23 protein-coding genes are annotated in these 24,967 nt (G+C 73.0%); 12 read left to right on the top strand and 11 right to left on the bottom strand.

Annotated elements, in window-relative coordinates; translation table 11 throughout:
• Positions 1-62: 62 nt before the first annotated feature.
• On the top strand, positions 63-1,295 hold the full coding sequence (locus ACF08B_RS23625) for a cytochrome P450 (protein WP_392319190.1): 1,233 nt from the start codon (positions 63-65) through the stop codon (positions 1,293-1,295).
• 137 nt (positions 1,296-1,432) lie between these two features.
• Here the strand turns inward: ACF08B_RS23625 and ACF08B_RS23630 are convergent, their stop codons facing one another.
• The gene (locus ACF08B_RS23630) at positions 1,433-2,974 is read right to left on the bottom strand and encodes a helix-turn-helix domain-containing protein (RefSeq protein WP_392319191.1); all 1,542 of its coding nucleotides are present in this window, start codon (positions 2,972-2,974) and stop codon (positions 1,433-1,435) included.
• Between the two features lie 318 nt (positions 2,975-3,292).
• Here ACF08B_RS23630 and ACF08B_RS23635 point away from each other — a divergent pair, with 318 nt between their 5' ends.
• From ACF08B_RS23635 to ACF08B_RS23645, 3 genes are all read left to right on the top strand, one after another.
• Complete coding sequence (locus ACF08B_RS23635; protein WP_392319192.1) at positions 3,293-3,913, top strand: L-threonylcarbamoyladenylate synthase; 621 nt, start codon at positions 3,293-3,295, stop codon at positions 3,911-3,913.
• Positions 3,914-4,030: 117 nt separating this feature from the next.
• The gene (locus ACF08B_RS23640) at positions 4,031-4,786 is read left to right on the top strand and encodes a dienelactone hydrolase family protein (RefSeq protein ID WP_392319193.1); all 756 of its coding nucleotides are present in this window, start codon (positions 4,031-4,033) and stop codon (positions 4,784-4,786) included.
• Between the two features lie 196 nt (positions 4,787-4,982).
• Positions 4,983-6,182: a glycoside hydrolase family 64 protein gene (locus tag ACF08B_RS23645; RefSeq protein WP_392319194.1), complete on the top strand. Its 1,200-nt coding sequence runs from the start codon at positions 4,983-4,985 to the stop codon at positions 6,180-6,182.
• Between the two features lie 66 nt (positions 6,183-6,248).
• Here the strand turns inward: ACF08B_RS23645 and ACF08B_RS23650 are convergent, their stop codons facing one another.
• From ACF08B_RS23650 to ACF08B_RS23660, 3 genes are all read right to left on the bottom strand, one after another.
• Positions 6,249-8,567 (bottom strand): M4 family metallopeptidase, encoded by a 2,319-nt coding sequence (locus ACF08B_RS23650; RefSeq protein ID WP_392319261.1) that lies wholly within the window; start codon positions 8,565-8,567, stop codon positions 6,249-6,251.
• Positions 8,568-8,981: 414 nt separating this feature from the next.
• The gene (locus tag ACF08B_RS23655; RefSeq protein ID WP_392319195.1) at positions 8,982-9,401 is read right to left on the bottom strand and encodes an SRPBCC family protein; all 420 of its coding nucleotides are present in this window, start codon (positions 9,399-9,401) and stop codon (positions 8,982-8,984) included.
• 34 nt (positions 9,402-9,435) lie between these two features.
• Positions 9,436-9,888, bottom strand: coding sequence for a MarR family winged helix-turn-helix transcriptional regulator (locus ACF08B_RS23660; RefSeq protein WP_392319196.1), 453 nt, complete (start codon positions 9,886-9,888; stop codon positions 9,436-9,438).
• Between the two features lie 166 nt (positions 9,889-10,054).
• Here ACF08B_RS23660 and ACF08B_RS23665 point away from each other — a divergent pair, with 166 nt between their 5' ends.
• Positions 10,055-11,284 carry a low temperature requirement protein A gene (locus tag ACF08B_RS23665; protein WP_392319262.1) on the top strand — a complete coding sequence of 410 codons (1,230 nt, stop codon included), beginning with the start codon at positions 10,055-10,057 and terminating at the stop codon, positions 11,282-11,284.
• Positions 11,285-11,354: 70 nt separating this feature from the next.
• Here the strand turns inward: ACF08B_RS23665 and ACF08B_RS23670 are convergent, their stop codons facing one another.
• Positions 11,355-11,642: a DUF1905 domain-containing protein gene (locus ACF08B_RS23670; RefSeq protein WP_392319197.1), complete on the bottom strand. Its 288-nt coding sequence runs from the start codon at positions 11,640-11,642 to the stop codon at positions 11,355-11,357.
• Between the two features lie 172 nt (positions 11,643-11,814).
• Between ACF08B_RS23670 and ACF08B_RS23675 the strand changes: the two genes are divergently transcribed.
• Together ACF08B_RS23675 and ACF08B_RS23680 are read left to right on the top strand one after the other, a co-directional pair.
• Positions 11,815-13,317, top strand: coding sequence for a metallophosphoesterase family protein (locus ACF08B_RS23675; protein WP_392319198.1), 1,503 nt, complete (start codon positions 11,815-11,817; stop codon positions 13,315-13,317).
• Between the two features lie 81 nt (positions 13,318-13,398).
• Positions 13,399-14,427, top strand: a complete 1,029-nt coding sequence (locus tag ACF08B_RS23680) for an LLM class flavin-dependent oxidoreductase (protein ID WP_392319199.1) — start codon at positions 13,399-13,401, stop codon at positions 14,425-14,427.
• 31 nt (positions 14,428-14,458) lie between these two features.
• Here ACF08B_RS23680 and ACF08B_RS23685 read toward each other — a convergent pair whose 3' ends face one another.
• Both ACF08B_RS23685 and ACF08B_RS23690 read right to left on the bottom strand, forming a co-directional pair.
• A complete protein-coding gene (locus ACF08B_RS23685; RefSeq protein WP_392319200.1) occupies positions 14,459-15,433 on the bottom strand; it encodes a TauD/TfdA dioxygenase family protein in 975 nt (324 codons plus the stop codon).
• Positions 15,434-15,548: 115 nt separating this feature from the next.
• The gene (locus tag ACF08B_RS23690) at positions 15,549-16,409 is read right to left on the bottom strand and encodes a helix-turn-helix domain-containing protein (RefSeq protein ID WP_392319201.1); all 861 of its coding nucleotides are present in this window, start codon (positions 16,407-16,409) and stop codon (positions 15,549-15,551) included.
• A 148-nt stretch (positions 16,410-16,557) separates the two neighbouring features.
• On the opposite strand from ACF08B_RS23690, the gene ACF08B_RS23695 reads away from it, so the two are divergent.
• The 3 genes from ACF08B_RS23695 (at position 16,558) to ACF08B_RS23705 (ending at position 18,649) form a co-directional block, all read left to right on the top strand.
• Complete coding sequence (locus ACF08B_RS23695; protein WP_392319202.1) at positions 16,558-17,421, top strand: oxidoreductase; 864 nt, start codon at positions 16,558-16,560, stop codon at positions 17,419-17,421.
• A 59-nt stretch (positions 17,422-17,480) separates the two neighbouring features.
• Positions 17,481-18,092, top strand: a complete 612-nt coding sequence (locus ACF08B_RS23700; RefSeq protein ID WP_392319203.1) for a DNA polymerase ligase N-terminal domain-containing protein — start codon at positions 17,481-17,483, stop codon at positions 18,090-18,092.
• Positions 18,093-18,214: 122 nt separating this feature from the next.
• On the top strand, positions 18,215-18,649 hold the full coding sequence (locus ACF08B_RS23705; RefSeq protein ID WP_392319204.1) for a cupin domain-containing protein: 435 nt from the start codon (positions 18,215-18,217) through the stop codon (positions 18,647-18,649).
• Here ACF08B_RS23705 and ACF08B_RS23710 read toward each other — a convergent pair whose 3' ends face one another.
• From ACF08B_RS23710 to ACF08B_RS23720, 3 genes are read right to left on the bottom strand one after another with little or no spacing between them, the layout of a single operon-like run.
• Positions 18,650-20,989, bottom strand: a complete 2,340-nt coding sequence (locus ACF08B_RS23710; protein WP_392319205.1) for a SpoIIE family protein phosphatase — start codon at positions 20,987-20,989, stop codon at positions 18,650-18,652.
• A gap of 52 nt (positions 20,990-21,041) precedes the next feature.
• A complete protein-coding gene (locus ACF08B_RS23715) occupies positions 21,042-21,509 on the bottom strand; it encodes a peroxiredoxin (RefSeq protein ID WP_392319206.1) in 468 nt (155 codons plus the stop codon).
• A complete protein-coding gene (locus ACF08B_RS23720) occupies positions 21,506-21,886 on the bottom strand; it encodes a DoxX family protein (RefSeq protein ID WP_392319207.1) in 381 nt (126 codons plus the stop codon). Before ACF08B_RS23720 ends, ACF08B_RS23715 begins: the two co-directional genes overlap by 4 nt.
• Positions 21,887-22,177: 291 nt before the next feature.
• On the opposite strand from ACF08B_RS23720, the gene ACF08B_RS23725 reads away from it, so the two are divergent.
• Both ACF08B_RS23725 and ACF08B_RS23730 read left to right on the top strand, forming a co-directional pair.
• Positions 22,178-22,627: an SH3 domain-containing protein gene (locus tag ACF08B_RS23725; RefSeq protein ID WP_392319208.1), complete on the top strand. Its 450-nt coding sequence runs from the start codon at positions 22,178-22,180 to the stop codon at positions 22,625-22,627.
• A 187-nt stretch (positions 22,628-22,814) separates the two neighbouring features.
• A complete protein-coding gene (locus ACF08B_RS23730; RefSeq protein WP_392319209.1) occupies positions 22,815-23,576 on the top strand; it encodes a DUF2690 domain-containing protein in 762 nt (253 codons plus the stop codon).
• 58 nt (positions 23,577-23,634) lie between these two features.
• On the opposite strand, the gene ACF08B_RS23735 is transcribed toward ACF08B_RS23730, so the two are convergent.
• A complete protein-coding gene (locus ACF08B_RS23735) occupies positions 23,635-24,960 on the bottom strand; it encodes an MFS transporter (RefSeq protein WP_392319210.1) in 1,326 nt (441 codons plus the stop codon).
• Between the last annotated feature and the right edge of the window lie 7 nt (positions 24,961-24,967).

The raw sequence follows: 24,967 nt of genomic DNA on the forward strand, positions 1-24,967 counted from the left end.
TGACGGCACGGTGTACTGGGCGGCGAGCGCCTCACGAGATGCCGACCCGTCTGGAGACCGTCGTGACCGTGAACGACCGCCTCGCCCTCGACCCCTTCGGCAGCGACATCGTGGCCGAGAGCGCGCGACTGCGCGCCCTCGGCCCGGTCGTACCGGTCGAGTTGCCCGGCGGGATCCCCGCCTGGGCACCCACCGGCTACGACGCCCTCCGGGAACTCGTCCTCGACCCGCGGGTCAGCAAGGACGCCCGTCGGCACTGGCGGCTGTGGCCGGAGCTGGGCCGGCATCCGTCCTGGAGCTGGATGGCCACCTGGGTGGGTGTGGTCAACATGCTGTCCACCTACGGTCCGGACCACGCCCGGCTGCGCAAGCTGGTGGCGCCGAGCTTCACGCACCGGCGCACCGAGGCGATGCGGCCACGCGTGGCCGCCCTGACCGGCGAGTTGCTGGACGCCCTGGAGCATGCGGGTGACGGCGGCGGCACCGTGGACCTGCGAGCCGGCCTCGCGCATCCGCTGCCGATGCGCATGATCTGCGAACTGCTCGGTGTGCCGGAGGAGTTGTGGACCGATGCGGTGCGGCTGATCGCCGACATCATGGACACCTCCGACATGAGTCCGGAACACGCCGCGTCCGTACAGGAGCGGATCGGTACGGTGCTGGGGGCGCTGATCGCGTACCGGCGCGCGCGTCCCGGCGACGACATCACGACGGAACTGATCGCGGTCCGCGACGACGACGGGGACCGGCTCACCGACGAGGAGCTGCTGCACACGCTGCTGCTGGTGGTCGGGGCCGGGTTCGAGACGACCGTCAACCTCATCGGCAACGCGGTGGTCGCGCTGCTTTCCGACCCGGCGCAGCTCACGGCGGTGCGCTCCGGAGCGGTCGGCTGGGACGCGGTGGTCGACGAGACGCTGCGGGTGCATCCGTCCATCGCGGCGCTCCCGTTGCGCTTCGCGGTCGACGATCTGCCGGTGGGGGACGTGACCATCCCGGCCGGGGACGCGATCATCACGACGTACGCGGCGGCGGGCCTGGACCCCGCACGGTACGGCGAGGACGCGGCGGTGTTCGACGCGGCGCGGGAGGCCGGGGAGCATCTGGCGTTCGGGATCGGGGTGCACCGCTGCATCGGGGCTCCGCTGGCCCGGCTGGAGGCGCTGACGGCGCTGCCGGCTCTCTTCTCCCGCTTCCCGGGGCTGCGCCTGGCGGTCGGCCCCGGCGATCTGCGGCGCGTTCCGTCGTTCATCGCGCACGGCTGGCAGGAGATCCCGGCCCGGCTCGGGCAATGAGCGGGGCGCGGCGACGGGTCGGAGCGCGGGGCCGCGACCGGTCCCCCGTTCCGGTCGTGCCCCGCGGAATGCCGAAGGTACGTGTGGTGCCACGCCGGGGGTAGCGCACCGGTGCACGGGTGCGTCCCGCGCGGCACTCACCGGTGCACAGGCGCGTCCGGTTGTTCCGGGTTCGCCGGGCCCAGGCGGGGCGTGGCAACCTCACCGGTGATCAGGAACGCGAGGACGACCTCGTGAAGGTCGGTGCCGCCGGTCAGCAGCCGGCGTTCCAGGACGGGTTCGGCGGCCCTGACGTGTTCCCGTACGGTCTGCGCGTGCACGCCGAGAGCCCGGGCGGCGCTCTCGGCGTTCGCGTCGGCGTCGATCCAGGCGCGCAGGGTTCCGCGCAGATCCCGGCCGTCCCCGTCGAGGCGGCCGAGGAGGGACCCGGCCCAGTCGCGGAGCGCGCCGGTGCCGAGCAGGTCCGGAAGGCGGACGGGTTCCCGCGGGTGGGGTGCGGCGCCGCCGGGGTCGTACGGGCCGTGTGCCGCCTCGGTGTTGAGCGCGAACTGGGCGAGGGCCCGGACGGCCGGGGCGGAGACGTCGGCGCCGATGAGCGCCGCGACCCGGTCGATGCGGGCGCGGACGGTGTTGCGGCTGACGCCGAGCACCTTGGCCGTGCTCACAGCGGTGAACTCCAGGCCGAGGCGGGTGGTGGCGACGAGTTCGGCGCGCACATGGTGCGGCAGCGTGTCGAGCGGGCGCAGCAGAGCCGCGGACCAGGCCCGCAGGACGGCGGGGTCCATGAGCCGCTCGGGGCGGGTGCGTTCGGCGTAGACGGCGGACCGGGCGGGGTGGAAGCGGGCCACCGCGAGGGCGGTGACGGCCTGTGTGTAGGCGGTGGCGGTCAGGGCGAGGCGCTGCCGGGTGCTGCCGCCGAGGAAGGTACCCGGCCGGTCGGCGACCAGGAACCGCAGCCGCTCCTCCACCTCGCCCGACGGGCCGACGACGATGACGTGCCCGTCCATCGCGGGGCAGCGCACGACGAGGGCCAGGCCGTCGGTGGCGTCGACGCACGCGTCGGCCAGCGCGTCGCGTGCGGCGGCGGCACCCTCGATGACGTAGACGCGGGCGGTGTCCTCCTCCAGCAGGCCGGGCCACAGACCGGCGGCGACCCGGCGGGCGGAGACGGTGTCCTCCACCATGAGCAGCTGCAGGATGGCCAGCCGAAGGTCGGCCGTGACCCGCCGCAGCCGGTAGCCGGTGTCCGACAGCTCCCGTTCCCGCAGGAGCAGTTCCAGCACTCCGGCGGTGTGGCCGAGGATCTCGGCGGTGTGCCGGTCGAAGGGATCGGCCCGGGCCACGACGAGAACCGCTCCCGCGGCCGAGCCCGGCCGGGGATGCGGAATGCCGACCAGGCGGACATGGCGCGCCCCGTCCTCCAGGGCCGCGGCGGAGACCCGGCCGGTCGCGACGTCGGCGGCCACGGGGGCGTCGAGCGGTATCCGCTCCCCCGCGAGCAGACCGCCGGCCGCGTCCTGGAGGCAGACCGAGGCGTGGGTCGTCCGGGCGAGCCAGGCGACGAGCCGGCGGAGGTCGCGTCCGGCGGGCCGCAGATGGCCGAGCAACTCCTCCGCCCAGTCGCCGTCACCGCCGTGGCGCTGCGGGGACACCTGGCCCCCCTCCGATCGGCCGGCCACGTGCCGTTCTCCTTCGTCTCCGCGTTGACCTGGGCATACGTCTCAGGACGTTACCCGACCGTGCGGGTGCCCATGCGGGCCGGAGGCAGACATGGCTCCGCCGGCGGCCCGGGGGGGAGTGGGCTCGCCGGCGGAGACGCCGCGCCCGGGCGGGGGGACTGCTCCGGGCGACTCTTCCGTCGGTTGCCCCGCAATCCACGGCGTACACACGGGGATTCGGGAAAATTTCGCAGGGCCGTGCGGACGCCGCTCCCGGGGTACGGCGACCGGGCACCGGCCCTGCGCGTGCGACGGCCGGGAACGGCATAAGCTCGGTGAATGGCGAAGTACTTCGACGTGCACCCCGAGAACCCCCAGCCGCGCAGCATCGCCCAGATCGCCGACGCGGTCCGGTCGGAGGCGCTCATCGCGTATCCGACCGACTCCTGCTACGCCCTGGGCTGCCGGCTGGGCAGCCGGGACGGCATGGACCGGATCCGCTCCATCCGCCATCTCGACGACCGGCACCACTTCACGCTGATGTGCCGCGACTTCGCGCAGCTCGGCCAGTTCGTCCGCGTGGACAACGACGTGTTCCGGGCGGTGAAGGCCTCCACACCGGGCAGTTACACCTTCATCCTGCCGGCCACCCGCGAGGTGCCGCGCAAGCTGATGCACCCCAAGAAGAAGACCGTGGGCGTGCGCATCCCGGACCATGTGGTCACCCAGGCGCTGCTGGCGGAGCTGGGCGAACCGCTGCTGTCCAGCACGCTGCTGCTGCCGGACGAGGAGGAGCCGATGACCCAGGGCTGGGAGATCAAGGACCGGCTCGACCACGCGGTGGACGCGGTCGTCGACTCCGGCGACTGCGGTACGGAGCCGACGACGGTGGTCGACTTCTCCAGTGGGGAGGCGGAGATCGTCCGGCGGGGGGCGGGAGACACGACCCGCTTCGAGTGAGGACACGGCGCACCGGCCGCGGCAGTCGTGATCTTGCGTGACAGCATGGGCCGTAGCCGCGGCGTCGCGGACACCACCGCCGCCCGCCGCCCGTTTGCGAGGGAGAGCCTTCTCACCATGTCCGATGTCCAGGGAACCGCCGTCGACGTCCCCACCGAGGACGGTGTCGCCGACGCCTATCTCGTCCACCCCGCCGACGGGCTGCCCCGCCCGGCCGTGCTGCTCTACCAGGACGCGTACGGCCTGCGCCCGCATCTGCGGTCGATGGCCGACCGGCTCGCCGGCGCCGGATACACCGTGCTGGTTCCGAACGTGTTCTACCGCCTGGGCCGGGCCCCGGTCGTCGAGCTTCCCGACTTCATCGACCCGGCCGCGGATCCGCGTATCTGGGAGCGGCTCGGCCCGGTCGTGGCCTCACTGACGCCCGATCTGGTGGAGCGGGACGCGGCCGCCTACCTGCACTGGCTGGCCGCCAGCCCGCTCGCCGCCGACGGCCCGGTGGCGCTGACGGGATACTGCATGGGCGCCCGGCTAGTCCTGTGGACGGCGGCCGCGCACCCGGACCGGGTCGCGGCGGGGGCCGGATTCCACGGCGGACGGCTCGCCACCGACGATCCGGGCAGCCCGCATCTGGGCGCCCCGGCCATCACCGCGGAGCTGTACTTCGGGCACGCCGACCACGATCCGTCGCTGCCGCCGGAGCAGATCGCCCGGTTCGAGGAGGCCCTGACGGCGGCCGGGGTACGGCACACCTGCGAGGTCTACCCGGGTGCTCCGCACGGCTACACGCAGGCGGACACGAGCGCCTACCAGCGCGAGGGGGACGAACGGCACTGGGCGGCACTCCTCGGCCTGCTGGCGCGCACCTTCTGACACGGGGGCCCCGACCTGCCGGGGACGGGCCCGCCGTCACCGCCCCGCACCGGCTCCCGACGTCCGCCGCACGGCGGGCGCCGGGCCGATCCCGTCGACATCATTGACATGGACGCGTCCTCGCACGACGCTGAGAGCGCTCTCACGCAGGTACGGACCAAGTCCGTACGACCCCGACCCCACACGGAGGTGGAGAGTGCCTCACCGGCTCACACGTCCCGCGCTGCCCCTGGCGGCCGCGGCGGCCCTCGTCGGCGGACTGCTCGCGCTCGGCGCGACGGACCGCGCGGACGCCGCCGTACCGGACACCGTCCCCCTGAAGATCACCAACAACTCCGGCCGCTCCGACCCGGTCTACGTCTACGACCTCGGCACCCAGCTGTCCTCCGGCAGGCAGGGCTGGGCCGACGCGAACGGCACCTTCCACGCCTGGCCGGCAGGCGGCAACCCGCCGACCCCCGCACCGGACGCGGCGATCCCCGGACCGGCCGCCGGACAGTCCAGGACCATTCGCATCCCCAAGTTCTCCGGCCGGATCTACTTCTCCTACGGCCGCAAGCTCGACTTCAGACTGACCACCGGCGGGCTGGTGCAGCCGGCCGTGCAGAACCCCTCCGACCCCAACCGGGACATCCTCTTCAACTGGTCGGAGTACACGCTCAACGACGCCGGGCTGTGGCTCAACAGCACCCAGGTGGACATGTTCTCGGCGCCCTACGCGGTCGGGGTGCAGCGGGCGGACGGCAGCACCGCCGGCACCGGACACCTCAAGTCGGGCGGCTACACGGGTGTCCTCAACGCCCTGCGCGGGCAGTCGGGCGGCTGGGGCAGGCTGATCCAGACGCGTTCCGACGGAACCGTGCTGCGCGCGCTCTCCCCGCTGTACGGCGTGGAGACCGGCGCGCTGTCGGCGAACGTCATGGACGACTACGTGGGCCGGGTCTGGCAGAAGTACACGACCTCGACGCTGACCGTCACCCCGTTCACCGACCAGCCGACCACCAAGTACTACGGCCGGGTCTCGGGCAACGTCATGAACTTCACCAACTCCTCCGGAGCGGTCGTCACCAGCTTCCAGAAGCCCGACGCGGACAGCGTCTTCGGCTGCCACAAGCTGCTCGACGCACCCAACGATAACGTCCGCGGGCCCATCTCCCGGACGCTGTGCGCCGGTTTCAACCGCTCCACCCTGCTGGTCAACCCCAACCAGCCGGACACCACGACCGCGAACTTCTACAAGGACGCGGTGACCAACCACTACGCGCGCGCCGTTCACGCGCAGATGGCGGACGGCAAGGCGTACGCGTTCGCCTTCGACGACGTCGGCAACCAGGAGTCCCTGGTACACGACGGCAATCCGCAGCAGGCGTATCTGACGCTGGATCCGCTGAGCTGACACGGCAAGGGTCCCGCACCCCGTCGAACGGGGTGCGGGACCGCTGTCGTACGGATCGGTCCGTCGTCAGCCGGTGGTCAGGGACGTGTCGTCGACCACGAAGCTGGTCTGCAGCGAGGAGTCCTCCACGCCGTTGAACTTCAGCGTGACCGTCGAGCCCGCCAGCGAGGACAGGTCGAAGGACTTCTGGCTGTAACCCGAGGCCTTGTTGAGGTTCGAGTAGGTGGCCAGGGTCTTGGAACCGGCGGTCACCGTCAGCTTGTCGTACTGGGTGCTGCTGGTGGTCTCCGCGGTGTCGATGTGCAGGTAGAAGGTCAGGGTCGCCTTGCAGCCCGCGGGGATGGTCACCGACTGGGACACGGAGTCGGTGTGCGAGGAGCCGTAGCCGTCCAGCCAGGCCTTGTAGGACCCGCTGTGGGACGCCTCACCGCTGTCGGTGGTGATGACACCGCTGGTGGCGGTCCAGCTCGTGCTGCCCGACTCGAAGCCCGGGTTCTTCAGCAGCTGGGTGGAGGTGCATCCGCCGCCGGTCGTGCTGACGGTCCAGCTGAAGCTCGCGGTGCCGGTCGCGCCGGTGGAGTCGGTGACCGTGACCGTGGTGCTGGACGAGCCCGCCGCGCTGGGCGTGCCGGTGATCAGGCCGGTCGAGCTGTTGATCGACAGCCCGGACGGCAGCCCGGAGGCACTGTAGGTCAGCGCGCCGCTGTTGGTGCTGGTCGCCTGGATCTGCAGGCTCACCGCCGTGCCGACGGTCGAGGACTGGCTGCCCGGGTTGGTCACCGTGACACCGTTGGCCGGCGGGTTGATGTGCCCGCCGACGTTGATGCCGGCGAACGCGTTGCCCACTCCGGCGTACTGGGTGGAGTTGGTGCCGTACAGGGCGGCCGCCGCGTTGAGGGCGGCGGTGCGCGCGCCCGCGTAGTTGGTGGTGGACGTCATGTACGTCGTCAGCGCCTTGTACCAGATCTGCAGGGCCGCGGCCCGGCCGATCCCGGTGACGGCGACGCCGTCGGAGGTCGTGCTGTTGTAGGTCACGCCGTTGATGACCTTGGTGCCGCTGCCCTCGGACAGCAGGTAGAACATGTGGTTCGCCGGGCCCGAGGAGTAGTGCACGTCCAGGTTGCCGACGCCGGAGTACCAGCTGTCCGCCGAACCGCCGTCCTTGCTCGGCTTGTCCATGTAGCGCAGCGGCGTGCCGTCACCGTTGATGTCGATCTTCTCGCCGATGAGGTAGTCGCCGACGTCGGTGCTGTTGTTGGCGTAGAACTCCACACCGGTGCCGAAGATGTCGGAGGTCGCCTCGTTCAGGCCGCCGGACTCACCGGTGTAGTTGAGGTTGGCGGTCGCCGAGGTGACGCCGTGGCTCATCTCGTGGCCGGCGACGTCGAGCGAGGTCAGCGGGTCCGCGTTGGCGGAGCCGTCGCCGTAGGTCATGCAGAAGCAGCTGTCGTCCCAGAACGCGTTCACGTACGAGTTGCCGTAGTGGACACGGGAGTAGGCGGCGACGCCGTCGTTGCGGATGCCGCTGCGGCCGAAGGTGTTCTTGTAGAAGTCCCAGGTGGTCGCGGCACCGTAGTGCGCGTCGGCGCCGGCCGTGGCCGCGTTCGAGGTGGTGCCGTTGCCCCAGGTGTCGCTGGTCTGGGAGAACAGCGTGCCCGTGCCGGACGTGCCGTGGTTGAGGTTGTACGTCTTGTGACCGCCGCGCGCCCCGTCGGTGAGCGTGTAGTTCGAGCCCGACTGCGTCGTGGTCAGCGACACCTGGCCGCTGTACTGGGTGTTGCCGGTACCCGTCTTGACCGCCTGGTAGCGGTGGAGTTCGGCACCCGTGACGGCGTCCGTGACGACGTGCAGCTGGCTGGGCGTGCCGTCGTCCTGGAAGCCGCCGATCACGGTCTCCCAGGCGAGCTTCGGGGTGCCGGTGCCGGCCCAGATCACCTTGCGGGCGCTGTCGGTGGTGGCCTTCTCGGCGTCGAGGGCCTTGGCGGCCTTCAGGGCCTTGGTCTCGGCCGCGGACTTGGTGAAGGTCGCGGACGTACTCGCGACCTTGATGGCCCGCTTGTTGGCGAAGGTGGTGCTCACGGTTCCCGAGGCCTGCGAGGCGGGCGGGGTGTGCACGACGAGGTCGCCGCCGAGGACCGGCAGGCCGGCGTACGTGCGCTCGTACCGGGTGTGCAGGGTGCCGTCGTTGTCCTTGACGACGTCCTTGACGACCAGCTTCTCCTTCGCGCCGAGCCCGAGAGTGCGGGCGGTCGTGGAGGTCTTCTGCTGGGCGTTCTTGACCAGTGCCTGGTGCTGAGCCGGAGAGAGCTTGGCCTCGAGGCCGCCGGTGCGCAGCGGGGTGGGGTGGGGGGCGGCCGGCGTGGCGGACGCGGGGACCGCCTGCATGCCGAGGGCGAGGAAGGCCGCGGTGGAGAGCAGGGCGGCTCCGACCGTGGCCCGCTTGTGACCTCTGTGGGGAAGGGGTCTGTGGGGAGAGCGTCTCACTCGTACTCCTCCTGCTGCGGCCGCGGGGTGGCGGCCGGTGACAGACCGGGCAGACGGGTCTGCTGCCCGGGCGAGCTGAGCTGTGCGGGACCGTGATCCGTGCGCACACCATGGAAGTGCGATGTGCTGGGGGGAGAATTCCAGCTTTGACTCGCGCATGTCAGTCACGCCGGGGGCATTCAAGGGTTTTCCCTATACCGGGCGGCGCGGAGGGGGCGGTTCCAGGTCCCCGCGGGGGTTTTCACCCCATGGCGGCGCCCGCGACGCAGGAGGAGTCGTCGCGGGGCCGCCGCTGGTTCTGGAGGTGACGGAAAATCAGGTGGTCACCTCCAGCTCCCTCTTCAGCGCCGCCATCTCCTTGTCGACGAGCGCGATCTGCTGGTCGAAGTAGTCGTCGGTGAAGCCCGGGGGCTGGAAGAACGTGATCATGAACTCGCTCCCCTCGCCGTTGGGCACCACGCGGGCCGGCACGCTCCAGGCGGCCTCCCGGTCCACGTAGTCGTGATCGAGCAGACCCGTGGCGGCCTCGCCCCGGACGCGCAGCCGGGCCGGGCCGCGCGGGGTGTCCATCAGCCACCAGTCGGGATCGGCCGTCGGCTCGATGGCCTGGACGTTGACGACGGCCCAGCGGGGCCAGTTGGCCGGGTCCGCGACGAACGCGAACACCTCGGCGGGCGGCCGGGCGATGGAGACGGTCTTGGTGGTCGAACGGGTGATGTGGAGCTGGGAGTTCATCGTCTTCCTCCTCGGAAGCGTGGTGTGTGACGGGTCAGGTGCCGGCGCCGGTGCCGTTCTCGGCGGCCTCGACGAGCTCGCGGATCCAGGTCTGCATGCGGTCCCGCTGGGCCGGATCGAGGTCGCCGAAGAAGTGGGCGTCGTTGCGGTCGGCGATCTCCACCAGCCGCGGGACGAGGTCCCGGCCCGCCGGGGTGAGGACCAGGAGCAGGCTCCGGCGCGAGGCCGGGTCCGGCTCGCGGGCCATCAGCCCCTTGCCGATGAGCCGGTCCACCAGGCGGGACACGGCCCCGGAGTCGATGTCGATGTACCGGGCGACCTCCCGTGTCGTCGAGGCGTCGCCCCGGTGGACGGTGATGAGCACCGTCCACTGCGCCACGGTGACGTCATGGGCGGCGAGCTCGCGCTCGAAGCGTCCGTGCACCTCGTCGGAGAGGCGGCGCAGCCAGTAGCCGAGATGGTCCTGAAGACCGCTGGTCGATGTCACACGTCCATATTTGTTGTCACGACATCAATTGTCAAGACACCATCGCTTCCGCGATGCCGTTTCGTGTGACCCGAGGGGCCGCCGAGGCGGCATCATGCTGCGCATGAGCGGAACGAAGCGGACCGGCGGTCCCGGTGGCGGCAGACTGGCCCACAGCCGAGTGCCCATGAGCGGCCGTGATCCGGAACAGCCCGGCCGGGTCTCGTCACCTCTGGAGCTGTTGTTCGACCTCACGTTCGTGGTCGCGGTGGGCACCGCGGCGTCGAACTACGCCGAGATGATCGCCGAGGGGCGGCCCGGCAAGGCGCTCACCGCGTTCGTGCTGGCCATGTTCGCGATCAGCGTCGCGTGGATCAGCTTCAGCTGGTTCGCCTCGGCCTTCGACACCGACGACTGGCACTACCGGTGCCTGACCATGCTCCAGATGATCGGGGTCGTGGTGTTCTCCCTGGGGCTCCCGGCGATGTTCGACTCGATCAAGGAGGGCGGTCACCTCGAACTGCGGGCGATGGTGATCGGGTACGTCGTGATGCGGGTCGCCATGGTGCTCCAGTGGTGGCGGGCGTCCCGGGAGTCGCCTCCGTTCCACCTGGTCGGCACGGCGAACATCCGCTGGACGGTCCTGGCGCAGGCCGGCTGGGTGGTGGTGGGCTTCGCGGAGCTGCCACTGGCCGTCACCTTCGTGGCGTTCGCCCTGCTCGGGGCGGTCGAGCTGCTGCTGCCGGTGTTCAGCCAGGGCGGCGCCGGGGGCACCCCCTGGCATCCGCACCATGTCGCGGAGCGGTACGGCCTGTTCGCGATCATCACCCTCGGCGAAGGCGTCGTCGGCACGGTCGCCTCCTCCGGTGACCTCCTCGGCGGTGCCGGCGGGACGCACTGGACCGGGAACGCGATCGCCGTCGTCGTGGCGGGCGTGGGTCTCACCTTCGGCATGTGGTGGGTGTACTTCGCCGTGCCCTTCGGCGACCTCCTCGTGCACCGCCGCAGTCGCGGATACGTCTTCGGCTACGGCCACATCCCGGTGTTCCTCGGGATCGCGGGAGCGGGTGCGGGACTCCATGTGGCCGGACTGCACCTGGAGCACCACGCCGAGATCGGCGGCGTCGCCGTGATCCTGTCACTGGCCCTGCCGGTCGGCCTCTTCCTGCTCATGGTCTACCTGCTGCACACGCTGCTGCTCTCCGCGACGGACCGCTTCCACCTGCTGCTGATCTCCCTCACGCTCGGAGTGCTGGCCGGCGCCGTGCTGCTCGCCGCGGCTGGCGCGCCGACGGCGGTGTGCCTGCTGGTGGTGATGCTCGCGCCCTTCGTCACGGTGGTCGGGTACGAGACGGTCGGCCACCGGCACCAGCGGGAGATGCTGAAGGCTCTCGCCGCGCGCCCCCGGAGCGCCTGAGGGCAGCCGGCCGGTGCCGGGCGGGCCGGGGCGTTCCCGGTCGCGGGGCGGTTCGCCGACGACCGGGGGGTCACAGCCGTACGGTCATCTCCACGGCCACGTCGTCGCCGACCGCGAGGCCCTGCGGGGTGCGCACGGCGTTCTTGAGCGGCAGCAGATAGCCGTCGTCCTTCGGGAAGAGCGACGTGGTGAACGTGATGGCGCCGATGCGTGCCTCGACGGGGATGACCCCCCAGCCGTACGTGGCCATGGCGGCCACCTCCCGGATGTCGGCGGCCTCCGGGTCGGGGACGGCGACGAAGTAGTACGGCGACGGACCCCGCCACTCGATCACCGGTCCAGCGAAGGCGAGTTCCACAGATCCGCTCCGTTCCTCGACGGGGCCCTGCCGGCCCGAGGGCCCGGCCTCCCGAGGAGCCGGGCCGCGCGCTCAGCGTACCCCGGCGCGGAACCCCCCTGGCCGTCACGGAGGTTGACGTACCGGGGCCCCGCATACCCCTGGTGACCGGCGCGTTGTTACGGTGCAGCGCGTGTCTGACTCCTCACGCGATACCGCCCAGGGCGCCGGCTGGGGCGCGGCCGAGCGCGGCGCCTACCAGCATCTGATGCCGGACCACGTCGAGAAGCTGTCGTGGCTGAACCCGAGAACCCTGTGGGCCGCCCGCAACGGCGTGCTGGCCTCCTGGTTCGGCGATCCGACCGGGCACACCCGCGGCCGCTGGGTGGCACGGCGGCAGGCGGCGGGCACTCCCGCCGACAAGGTGATCCGCCGCGAGGTCCCGGACCGGTTCTCCTTCATGGTCCTCGGGGACACCGGCGAGGGCGACGACTCCCAGTACGCCGTCGTGCCCGGTTTCCTGAAGACCGGTCAGGACACCGAGTTCGCGGTGATCGCCAGCGACGTCATCTACCCGGTGGGCGCCGCGGGCGACTACGGCGACAAGTTCTTCCGGCCGTACCAGGGCTATCCGGCGCCGATGTACGCGATTCCGGGCAACCACGACTGGTACGAGGACCTCGGCGCCTTCATGCGTGTCTTCTGCGCCGACACCCCGCCGCTCGGCGCCGAGCCCCGCCCCCGCCCGCTCACCCGCGCCTGGTGGCGCGACCTGCTCTGGCACCGGCCCGGCCCCACGGACGAGCAACGCCTCGCCGCCGCACGGGCGCTGCGGCCGGCGCCCGCCCAACAGGCCGAGCAGCCCGGCCCGTACTGGGCGATCGACGCCGGTCCGGTCCGGATCGTCGGCATCGACACCGGTCTGCTCGGCACCATCGACGCCGAACAGGGCGCCTGGCTGCGGGAGGTGTCCCGGGGGTCGAAGGCGAAGATCCTGATCACCGGGTCGCCGCTGTACGTCGACGGCGAGCACCACCCCTGCGCCATCGAAGGCGGCGGTTTCGTCGACGACATCGTCCGGGACCCCGAGCACCACTACGTGGCCGCGATCGGCGGCGACATCCACAACTACCAGCGGTACCCGGTCGACGTGGCCGGCCGCACCGTCCAGTACGTGGTGGCGGGCGGCGGCGGCGCGTTCATGCACGCCACGCACACCATCCCGCGGGTGTCGGTGGCAGGAGTCACCGAACGCGACTTCCGCTGCTACCCGCTGCGCGGCGACTCCCTGTCGTTCTACAGCCGCCTGTACGGCCGGCGGCTGCGGCTGCGCCGCTTCTTCACGCTCACCGAGGACGAGGCCACGGCGGTCGTCTCCGAGCGCCTCGGCATCGAGCCGGGCCGCGCGCCCGGAGCCGGCGCCCGGATCACCCGGCGCACCCGGCTGGTCGCGGGCCTGCTCGGCACCGGGAGCCGCCCCGAGCGCAGGTCACGGTTCCGGCTGCCGGTGCGGAAGATCTACACGCAGCTGTTCTCGCCGTCCTCCACCACCTACAGCCCGCCGTTCTTCAAGTGCTTCCTGCGCCTGGACGTCAGCGCCGACGCGATCCGGCTGCGCTGCTTCGCCGCGACCGGCAACCGTGCCCAGGAGCTCGATCCGCCGGTCGAGGACGAGGTGACGATCCCGCTGAACTGATCGCAGGGCAACGATCACACGGCTGTCACACTCGCCTGCCACAATCGCGGCAGAACCGACGTACGACCGCTGGAGGAGCCCGTGCCGACCGCCTCTCGCCCGCTGCGCAGGCTGGGCTTCCTCACGATCGGCCTGTTCGACCCGGCGGACCCGGCCCGCGGCCACGAGTCCACGCTGGAGATCATCGAGCTGGGCGAGCGGCTCGGATTCGACAGCGCCTGGGTCCGCCACCGGCATCTGCAGTACGGCATCTCGTCCCCGGTCGCCGTCCTCGCCGCGGCCTCGCAGCGCACCCGCCGCATCGAGCTGGGCACGGCGGTGACACCGCTCGGCTGGGAGAACCCGCTGCGCCTGGCCGAGGACCTGGCCACCGTCGACATCCTGTCCGGCGGCCGGCTGAACCCGGGCGTCAGCGTGGGCCCGCCGACCCACTACGAGCAGGTCCGGGAGGCCCTGTACCCGGACACCTCCGACACGGAGGACTTCGGCTACGAGCGGGTGCGGCGGCTGCTGGACCTGGTGCGCGGCGAGCCGGCCACCGGCTTCAGCGGTGCGGTGGGCTTCGAGACGTTCTCCGACGTCGTGCAGCCGCACTCCCCCGGCCTCGGCCGGCGGCTCTGGTACGGCGGCGGCAGCCCGGGCTCGGCACGCTGGGCGGGCGATCACGGAATGAACCTCCTGACCAGCAGCGTCGTCAAGGCCGAGGGCACGGACACACCGGCGGACTTCGCCGCGATCCAGCTGTCCCACATCCGCGAGTTCCGGGCCCGCCATCCCGACGGCGAGGCGGCCCGGGTGTCCCAGGGCCTGGTGGTGATCCCCACCGACTCGGCGACGCCGGAGCAGCGGGCCAAGTACGCCGCGTACGCGGACCGGCGTCTGCCGCGCACGACCGCCCCGCAGGGCCCGGCGCGCCTGCTGTTCGCCCCGGACCTGGTGGGCACCTCGGCGGAACTCGCGGAGCGGCTGCAATCGCACGCCGCCTTCCGCGAGGTCGACGAGGTGGCGTTCGCGCTGCCGTTCAGCTTCGAGCACGAGGACTACGCGCAGATCCTCACGGACATGGCGACGGAGCTGGGCCCGGCCCTGGGATGGCGGCCGGGGGGCTGAGCCGCGCCGGCCTCCGCCTCGGGGCCGGGGTTCACCAGATGCCGGGCGCGGTCCCCGTGACCGGTTCGGACGGCTTGCCGTCCACCCCCACCGGCACGTCCCCGGCGAGCATCACCCGGTGCATGACCCGGGGGAGGCCGAGGTGGGCGTTGTCGCTCGGGGCCAGGTGGATGGTGGCCCGGTTGTCCCAGAAGGCGACGCTGCCGGGCTCCCAGCGGAAGCGGACCGTGTACTCGGGCCGCACCGCCTGTTCCAGCAGCATCTCCAGCAGCGCGGCGCTCTCGGGACGGGAGACGTCCACGATCTGCTCCAGGTAGTAGCCGTTGACGAACAGCACCCGCTCGCCCGTCTCCGGGTGCACCCGCACCAGCGGATGCACGGACGCGACCTGGTGGTCCAGGAGGTGCCGGAGGTACGCGTCGTCGCCGGGCCGTGCCTGGTAGCCGACGCCGAGACGGTGCTCGGCGCGCAGCCCGTCCACGAAGGCGCGCACCGGCGCCGACAGACCGGCGTAGGCGGCGGCCAGGTTCGCCCAGGTGGTGTCGCCGCCGTACGGCGGGACCGTCTCGGCGCGTAGGACGGTCGCGGCCGGCGGGTCCATCCGGGCGCCGTGGTCGCAGTGCCAGCCGCGCAGCAGGGTGTGCCGCCGCCGCTGGAGCCACTCTTCGTGCTCCATGCCGAACCGGCCGCCCAGCTCCAGCCGGTCCGCGGTGGTCTCGACCGCGGGGAAGCCCGCGGGTGAGGCGCTCCCCCGCCGGCCGAGGACGACCGGTTCCCCGAACCGGCGGGCGAAGGCGACGTGCCCGGCGTGGTCCAGCTCCTGCCCGCGGAAGAAGACCACCTTCCAGCGCAGCACGGCCCGCCGGATCAGGTCCACCACGGCGTCGTCGAGGGGTCCGGCCAGGTCGACCCCGGTGATCTCGGCCCCGATGTGCCCGGCGACCGGACTCACCTCCACCCCCGCGACCCGTTCCGTGTGGTCCTCGGTGGCCCTGTGCGTCGTCATGCGCGCTCCGATGCTCGTCCGTACCGGCTCCCCGAAGATCGTGGCACCTTCGGCCCCCGGACGGCGAACACCCGTACGGCCCGTGTCCGGAACGCGGCCGTGCCGCGGCGGTGGGCTACTGTCCGTCGACGCGTTCCTGCGCACTGCCGGCCGCGGGCGCGCCGAGGCTGCCGAGGATGTCCAGCAGTTCGGCGCTGCGGCTGCCGGGCTCGGCGTGGAAGACGACGAGGGTGAGCCCGTCGGCGCCCTCCACGGACAGCTTGTCCGAGTGCAGGTCGAGGTCGCCGACCTGCGGGTGGGTCAGCCGGCTCACCCGGCCGCGCCGGGGCCGCACCTCGTGGCGGGCCCACAGGACGCGGAAACGTTCGCTGCGCAGCGACAGCTCGCCGACCAGGTCGCGCAGGCGCGGGTCGTCCGCGTCCGCCCCGGCCCCCGAGCGCAGGGCGGCCACGCCCTCCGCGGTGAGGTCCTCCCAGTCCCGGCGCAGCGCGCGCTCGGCGGGGTCGAGGAAGACGGCCCGCAACAGGTTGACGCCGGGCCGGTAGTTGGGGGTGATCGCGGTGGCCAGGGCGTTCGCGGCCAGGCAGTCGGTGTAGCGGTTCTGGAGGTAGGCGGGGGTGCGCGGCCAGCCGTCGATCAGTTGCAGGAGGCTGGCCGGGACCCGTGGCGTCCGGCGCCCGGGCCGTGCGGCCGACGCGGGCCGTTCCCGGGCGAGCCCGACGAGGTGGGCGGTGGCGTCGGCGTCCAGCCGCAGCACCCGGGCGACGGCCTCCAGCACCTGCACGGACGGGTTGCGGTCGCGGCCCTGCTCCAGCCTGAGGTAGTAGTCGGAACTGATGCCGGACAGCATCGCGACCTCCTCGCGGCGCAGTCCCGGCACCCGGCGCAGGCCGCCGCCGGGGAGCCCCACGTCCTCGGGCCGCACCAGTGCCCGGCGGGCGCGCAGGAACTCACCGAGCGCGTTCGAACCGTCCATGGCACCACCGTACGGGCGCCCGGCCGCCGGTGACCGGCCCTGTCACTCCCAGGATCGCGGGGGTACTGCCGCCCCGTTCACGGCGGGCGCAGGGTGGAGGTGGGGCGACCGGGAGGGCCGGTGGCCCGGAGAACATGAGAGGTACGACATGACTGCACAGCTCGGCGGCACCGTCACCCCGGCCGGGGGACCGACCCTGACCCGGATGGGCTACGGCGCCATGCAGCTGGCCGGACCGCACGTCTTCGGCCCGCCGAAGGACCGGGGCCGGGCGGTCGCGGTGCTGCGCGCTGCGGTGGAGGCGGGCATCACCCACATCGACACGGCGGACTTCTACGGCCCCGTGGTGGTCAACGAGATCATCAGGGAGGCCCTGCACCCCTACCCGGACGGGCTGCACCTGGTCACCAAGGTCGGTGCCCGGCGCGGCGCCGACGGCGGCTGGATCATGTCCCGGCACCCCGAGGACCTGAAGGCGCAGGTGTACGACAACCTGCGGCACCTCGGCGTGGAGACGCTGGACGTGGTCAATCTGCGGCTGGGCGACGTCGACGTCCCGAACGAGGACTCCGTCGTCGAGCAGTTCGGAGCGCTGGCCGAGCTGCGCGAGCGGGGGCTGATCCGGCACCTGGGGCTGAGCGCGGCCTCCGTGGCGCAGCTGGCCGAGGCCCGGGCGATCGCGCCGGTGGTGACCGTGCAGAACCTGTACAACCTGGCGAACCGGCGGGACGAGGCCCTGCTGCGGCGCACCGCGGCCGAGGGCATCGGCTTCGTGCCGTACTTCCCGCTCGGCGGCTTCACGCCCCTGCAGTCCGAGACGCTGGCCAAGGTGGCGGCCCGTCTGGAGGCCTCGCCGCAGCAGGTCGCGCTGGCGTGGCTGCTGCGCCGGTCGCCGAACATCGCGCTCATTCCCGGCACCTCCTCCGTCGCGCACCTGCGGGAGAACATCGCCGCGGCGGCCCTGGTACTGCCGGACGACGCGGTGGCCGAGCTGGACGGCATCGCGGGCTGAACGCGCCCCGCCCGGGGTACCCGGGGCGCGTGAGGACCCACGCACGGAAGGAGCCGCACGTGGCGGCGGAGGACCGGCTGCGGACGTATCGCGGCAAGCGCGACTTCGAGCGGACCCGCGAACCCTCGGGCCGGGCCGGCCGGGCCGGCGCGGACGAGCCCCGGTTCGTGGTCCAGATACACGACGCGCGGCGGATGCACTTCGACTTCCGGCTCCAGGTCGACGACGTCCTGAAGTCCTGGTCCGTCCCCAAGGGCCCGTCCGGCGACCCCGCGGACAAGCGGCTGGCCGTACCCACCGAGGACCATCCGCTGGACTACGAGGACTTCGAGGGTGTGATCCCCGTGGGCGAGTACGGCGGCGGCACGGTGATCGTGTGGGACAACGGGACCTACGAGCCCCTCAGCCACGACCGGCGCGGGCGGGCGGTGGACTTCGCCGAGTCCCTGGCACGCGGGCACGCCACCTTCCGGCTGCACGGGACGAAGCTGCACGGCGAGTACGCCCTCACCCGCTTCCGCGGCGGCGCGGACGAGGAGGAGGCCTGGCTGCTGGTGCGCAAGGGACCGGCGCGGCCGGCCGGGCACGGCACCCCGGATCCACGGCGGGCCCGCTCGGTGCGCACGGGACGCACGCTCGCCCAGGTCGCGGCGGCCGCCGGCGAGGAGTGAGGTTCGCGCCACGGGCGCGGCCGGCCGGCGGCTGAATCCGGATCATCGGGTTCCGGCCACAACACGCCTACGCGGCCTCTATGTTCGCGGCGACACCCGCTCGCGTCCCCGGAGGCTCCCGCATGCGCATCGCACTCCGCACGGCCGTCGTCGGCATGCTCACCGCCGTCACCACCCTCACCTGCGGCACCGCCGGGGCGACCCCTCCGGGGCCCGGGGTGACGGCGAGGCTTCTCGCCCGGTACACCGTCGGCGGCACCGACTACACCCTGCGGGAGATCACTGTCCCGCCCGGTCAGAGCACCGGCTGGCACTACCACGACGGCCCGCTGTACGGCGTGGTGAAGCAGGGCACCCTGAGCCACTTCGACTCCGGCTGCGCCTCGGACGGCGTGTACCGCGCGGGCGCCTCGATAAAGGAGCCGGCCGGGCCGGGCAACGTCCACATAGGCCGCAATCTGGGGGACGTCCCGGTCGTCCTCGACGTGCTCTACGTGCTGCCGCACGGCGCCCCGTTCTCGGAGGACGCGCCGAACCCGGGCTGCTCGTTCCAGTGATCAGGTGCCCGGCAGCGGCTGTTCCGCCCAGATGGTCTTGCCGCTGCCCGTCTGCCTGCTGCCCCAGCGCTGGGTGAGCTGGGCGACCAGCAGCAGTCCCCGGCCGCCCTCGTCGTAGACGTGTGCCCGGCGCAGGTGCGGGGAGGTGGAACTGCCGTCGGAGACCTCGCAGATGAGCGCGCGGTCGCGGATCAGGCGGAGCTTGATGGGCGGGGTGCCGTAGCGGATGGCGTTGGTGACCAGTTCGCTGACGACGAGTTCGGTGACGAAGGCCTCCTCCTCCAGGCCCCAGGCGGCCAGTTGCCGGCCGGCGGCCCGCCGGAAGGTGGCGACTTCGGCCGGGTCCGGCGGGACGTCCCAGGTGGCGATCCGGTCCGCGCCGAGGGCACGGGTGCGGACCAGGAGCAGGGCGACGTCGTCGATGGGCTGTTCGGGCATGACGGCCTTGAGCACGTTGTCGCTGAGGGACTCCAGGGAGTCGCTCGGTGCGGCGAGCGCGCGGCGGAGTTCCTCGGTGGCCCGGTCGCCGTCCCGGTCGCGGTCCTCGATCAGCCCGTCGGTGAAGAGGGCGACGACGGAGCCCTCGGGCAACTCGAGTTCGGTCGCCTCGAAGGGCAGACCGCCGACGCCCAGCGGCGGCCCGGCGGCCATCGGGACGAACTCGGCCGTGCCGCCGGGCAGCACGACGGCCGGGGCCGGGTGACCGGCGGCGGCCAGGGCGAGGCGGCGCGAGACGGGGTCGTACACGGCGTACAGGCAGGTGGCGCCCAGTTCGGCGACCTCCTCGGCGCTGCCCTCGGATGCCAGGTGGGTGACCAGGTCGTCGAGGTGGGTGAGGAGTTCGTCCGGCGGCAGGTCGACGTCGGCGAGGGTGCGCACGGCCGTCCGCAGCCGGCCCATGGTGGCCGAGGACTGGATGCCGTGGCCGACGACGTCGCCGACGACCAGGCCGACCCGGCCGCCGGAGAGCGGGATGACGTCGAACCAGTCACCGCCGATGCCGGCCAGAGATCCGCACGGCAGATAGCGGTGGGCCACCTCGACCGCGGCCTGTCCGGGCAGGCCCCGCGGGAGCAGGCTGTGCTGGAGGGCCAGGGCGGTGGCTCGCTCGCGGGCGAAGCGGCGGGCGTTGTCGACGCAGACGGCGGCGCGGCTGGCGAGTTCCTCGGCGAACACGGCGTCGTCCGGGCCGTAGCCGTCCGGGTGGACCACGCGGACGCAGACCGCGACACCGAGGGTGGTGTCGCGGGCCCGGAGCGGCACCGCGATCATGGAGTGGACGCCCAGGCGGAGATCGCGGCCCGCGGGCGAGCGTCTGTTGCGCTCGGCCAGCCACTCCACGAAGGCGGGCTCGCCGGCCTGGGCCAGTACCGCCCGGCCCTCGCGCAGCGCCCGGGCGGGCGGGGAGAGCGGCGGGTAGGCGTCGGTCTCGCCGATGCGCATGGCCGCTCCGGGACTGCCCGGACGGGCGGAGCCGTGGGCCACGCGCTGGACCGGGGCTCCGTATTCGGCCGTGATCGGCGGCTCCTCGGCGCCGAGCACCCAGTCGAGCAGGTCGACGCTCGCGAAGTCGGCGTACCGCGGGACCAGGATCTCGATCAGTTCCTCGGCCGTGCGGACCACGTCGAGGGTGGTGCCGAGGCCGGTCGCCGCCTCGTTCAGCAGGGCGAGGCGGCGGCGCGCCCAGTACTGCTCGGTGTTGTCGAAGGCGGCCATGGCGACGCCGGTCATCTCACCGGAGTCGCCGCGCAGGGGCCACATCTCGATGCTCCAGAGATGTTCCCGGTTGAGCGCGGGGGCGCGGGCGAAGCTCTCGTAGCGGATCGGCCTGCCGGTCTCGGCGACCTCTTCCAGGTGGCGCAGGAGACCCTGGTTGGCTTCGCCGTCCTCGACGGTGTCCGAGAAGAAGCGGCCGGTCAGCCCGGCCTCGGAGACACCCATGACCTTGCAGGCGGTTTCGTTGAGCCGCAGGTAGCACTGCCGGAGGTCGAAGACCGACATGGACATGGACGCCTGCTCGAAGGCCCGGGCGGCCAGGGTCGGGGCGGGCGCGGCTTCCTGGTCGGCGGTGACCGCGTACCCGGTGACCTCACCGTCCTGCCCGAGGACCGGGCAGGCGGTGAGAGCCACCTCGACACGGTGGCCGTCGCGGTGCCGCAGGGCGACGGTGCCGCAGCGGGTGGCGAGCGCGTCGGCGGTGACGTCCTCAGCGAGCAGGCCGGCCGCCGGCCGGCCCACGACGTCCCCGGCCGGGTGGCCCGTGAGCAGCCGCGCGCCCTCGCTCCATCCGGTCACCCGGCCTCGGGCGTCGATGAACGCCACGGCGGCGACATGCTCCATACGCCCAGGATGATCCGATCGGTCCGGTGCATCAAGCGCGGGACCGGCCGGCTCAGCCCCGGCGGGCCCGCAGGGCGGCGAGTGCCCGGTCGGCGTGGGTGTTCATGCGCAGCTCGCTGCGGACGATCTCCAGCACCGTGCGGTCCTCGGCGATGACGAAGGTGACGCGTTTGGTCGGGGCGAGGGAGAAGCCCCGCTTGACGCCGAACCGCTCCCGGACCGCGCCGTCGGCGTCGGAGAGCAGCGGCATGCCGAGGGTGTGCCGTCCGGCGAACTCCTGCTGCTTCTCGACGGTGTCCCCGCTGATGCCCACGGGCCGGGCGCCCGCCTCGGCGAATTCGGCGGCGAGGTCCCGGAAGTGGCAGGCCTCGGCGGTGCAGCCGGGGGTGAGGGCGGCGGGGTAGAAGAAGAGGACCACCGGCCCGTCGGCCAGCAGCTCGCCGAGCCGGCGGACCGTGCCCGTCTCGTCGGGCAGGGCGAAGTCGTCGGCCTTGTCCCCGATCTCGATGCGCTCGCTCATGACCGCCCCTCCCCCTTGCGGGCGACCCCACGGGCCCACAGCACCAGGGGGAGCTGGAGCGGCAGGCGGGCCAGGGCCGCGGTCCTCAACGGCGCCGGCCGGTGGCGCCAGTCCACGGCCATCTGCACGTTGGCGGGGAAGACGCCGACGAAGAACGCCGCCGCCGCCTTCGCGGCGACGGCGCGCGTGCGAGGTGCGGCGATCCCGGCCGCCAGGGCCAGTTCCACGACCCCGCTGCCGTACGTCCAGGTGCGGGGCGAGCCCGGGAGCATCCGGGGAATCGTGGCGTCGAACTGCCGGGGAACGGCGAAGTGGGCGACTCCGGCGGTGGCCAGGAGCCCGGCTAGCAGCAGGGGTGATCGTTCGGACCGGGGCACGGTTCCTCCTCTGGTGATCTGCCGCCGGATATTACTGGACGGTAAGCACGGGCGGGCCGTTCCCCCCGCCTCGTACGGCCGGGTCGCACCGGCGTCCACCGGGGCGGGCGGGACGGCGAGACGTGTCCCCCGCACCGGCCTGGTGGGGCGCCCCGCGGCGCCCGGGCGCGTCCCGGGGGACGTCCGGGACGTCCCGCGGGACGCGGGCACGGCATGTCCCGGGGCCGCCGCGGCAAGGCTGGCCGTCGTGATCACTGCTCGTGGTCACGAGAACGACAGCCGGAGGTTTCCATGATCCGACGGACTCTCAAGGGCGGCCTGGTGGCCGCGGTGTCCCTGCTCGCGTTCCTGCCGACGGCGGCCGGTGCCGCCACGGCGGGCGCGGCCGCACCACAGGCGCCCGGCGCCACCGCGCTGCACCACCGCACCCACCCGGCCCGGCACCACCACATCCACCGCTTCACCGTCCCCGGAGTCCCGCTCCGCTCCACCGGCCACCGCGTCGTCGCCGCCGCCACGGGCCGTGTCGTCACCCACGGCGCCCGGCTCAACGTCCGCTCCGGCCCCGGCACCGGCTACCGGGTGATCGGCCACCGGCACGCGTACCGGACCGTTCGGCTCGCCTGCCGGACCCACGGCTCGTGGGTGCGTGGCAACCGCGTCTGGTACCGCCTGCCGCACCACCGGGGCTACGTGTCGGCCCGCTACGTGCGTCCGTACCGCACCCTCTCCTGGTGCTGACGCCCCCTCACCACCGCACCCCCTGAACACCGAAGGCCCGTTCGACGACCCCCGAACGGGCCTTCGGCCTGCCCGGGCCTCACCTTCCTCCTACCTCTCCGGCGTTGCAGCGACCTCCTGACGGGGAAGTCATTCCGAACATCAGGGGCGAAACCGCCCATAGCGGATGGGAGTCGAGGAACGCACGATGGGGCACCCCCAACGATCCACCACGCCGGACGAACGCCTGACGGCCGGCCTGCGCGAACTGCGGGACCGCACCGGGCTGAGTCTCGCGGCGCTGGCCGCGCGCACCCCGTACAGCAAGTCCGCCTGGCACCGCTATCTGTCCGGCGCCCAGCGGCCGCCCCGGGCCGCCGTGGAGGCGCTGTGCCGGCTGGCGGGCGGCGCCCCCGAGGCCGTCCTGCCCCTGTGGGACGCCGCCGACGCGCGGCCCTCCGCGAGCCCGCAGCCCCCGCCCCGCCCGAACCGCCGGCGCGCCTGGCTGCCGCTGTCCGCGGTCGTCCTGTGCGGAGCGGCGGCGGCCCTGGGCGCCACGCTCGGCCTGTCGGGCGGGCCGGGAACCGCGCCCGCCGCACAGACCCTCCCGGCGGTGCCCCGCTGCCACGGGCCCGCCTGCCAGGGGGAGTTGCCCGACGCCTCGGCGTGCACCCGGGACGCGCAGACCCGCAGCTCGGTCGACGCCCGCGGCTACACCGTCCGGCTGCGCTGGTCCCCCGCCTGCGGCACGGCCTGGTCCGAGGTGCGGATGCGCTCGCCGCGGGCCCGGGAGGTGTCGGTCCGGGCGGGGCAGGACGTGCTCTCGGCGAGCTATTCCGCCCACGACACCGCCGGCGACAGCAGCCCGATGCTCTTCGTGCCCTCGCCCCGGGGAGTGGAGGCGTGCGCCGAGGCGGACGGCAAGGTGGCCTGCACGGGCCTGGACGCGGACCTGGAGGAGCAGGGGTGAGAGCGGCACGGCGCCGCACCCCGGGGTCTCGGGTGCGGCGCCGAACGGGGGTCCCGGGTCAGCCGGTGGTGACCAGGGGCTGCCCGGTGCCGGCGGGCCGCGGCCGCCTGGACGAGCGCAGGGCCGCCACGCCGATGAACACCGTCGACGAGACGCCGGCCAGGGCGAAGGCGGTGAACCCCCAGTCGCCGTTGCCCGCGGCGAGGAGCTGCCCGCCGAGCCACGGACCGAAGACCGCGCCGAAGCGTCCCATGCCGGAGGTCCAGCCCACGGCGGTGGCGCGGTTGCCGGGGGTGGAGCGGATGGAGACGGTCGCGTAGATCATCGTCTGGGCGCTGTTGAGGAACACGCCGGTGAGGAGGACGACCAGGCAGGTCACGCCCAGCGGCATGCGGACGCTGAGGAGGAAGACGCCCGCCGCCGTCAGCGCGAACCAGACCGCGGAGATGCGCGGGGCGCCGAAGCGGTCGGAGGCGCGGCCCGCGACCAGCATGCCGACGATGCCGCCGAGGTTGAACAGGACGACGAACGTCAGGGCGGAGCCGAGATCGTAGCCCTCGCCGCGCATCAGGGTGGGCAGCCAGGTCGCGACGCCGTACACGAGGAGCAGGCCGCCGAAGGAGGCGAGCCAGTACAGGAGCGTCTGGGCCCACTCGCCGCCGCGGAACAGCCCGAGCAGCGCGCCCCAGCGGTCGGCCGGCGCCTCGGGGGCGTTCCGGTCGGGGAGTTCGACCTCGTAGCGGGCGGCGAGGGCGCGGGCCTCTTCGGTGCGGCCCTTGGCGACGAGGAAGCTCAGCGACTCGGGCATGACCTTCGCCAGGACGGGGACGAACAGCAGCGGGGCCACGCAGACGGAGAAGGCGGCGCGCCAGCCGGCCGGTTCCACCAGCCACTTGGCCACGTAGGCGGAGAGGATGCCGCCCGCGTGGTGGGCGGTCATCAGGACGCCGATGGTGAGGGCGACGCGGCCGCCACGGGCGTAGTCGGAGACCATGGAGATCGCGGTGGGCAGCAGGCCGCCGAGGCCGACACCGGCCAGGGTGCGGCCGAGCCCGAAGACGGCGACGGACCCGGAGACCGCGCATATCCCGGAGGCCAGCGAGAACAGCGTGACGCAGCCGACCATCAGCTTCTTGCGGCCGATGCGGTCGGCGACCGTGCCCGCCGTCAGGGCGCCCACCAGCATGCCGAAGGTGGCGTAGCTGCCGAGGTCGCCGGCCTGGCCCGGGGTGATCCCGAGTGCCTTGCCCTCCAGCATGTGGGGCAGCACCGAGCCGTAGATGAACATGTCGAGGCCGTCGAACAGCACGGCGAGCCAGCACAGGCCGACGACCAGCGGAGCCAGTCTGCGGCCGCGGGCGGACAGGGGCGGGGAGGAGGACATCGTTGTT

It is taken from the genome of Streptomyces sp. NPDC015139, assembly GCF_043079785.1.
Classification (GTDB): Bacteria; Actinomycetota; Actinomycetes; order Streptomycetales; family Streptomycetaceae; genus Streptomyces; species Streptomyces albidocamelliae.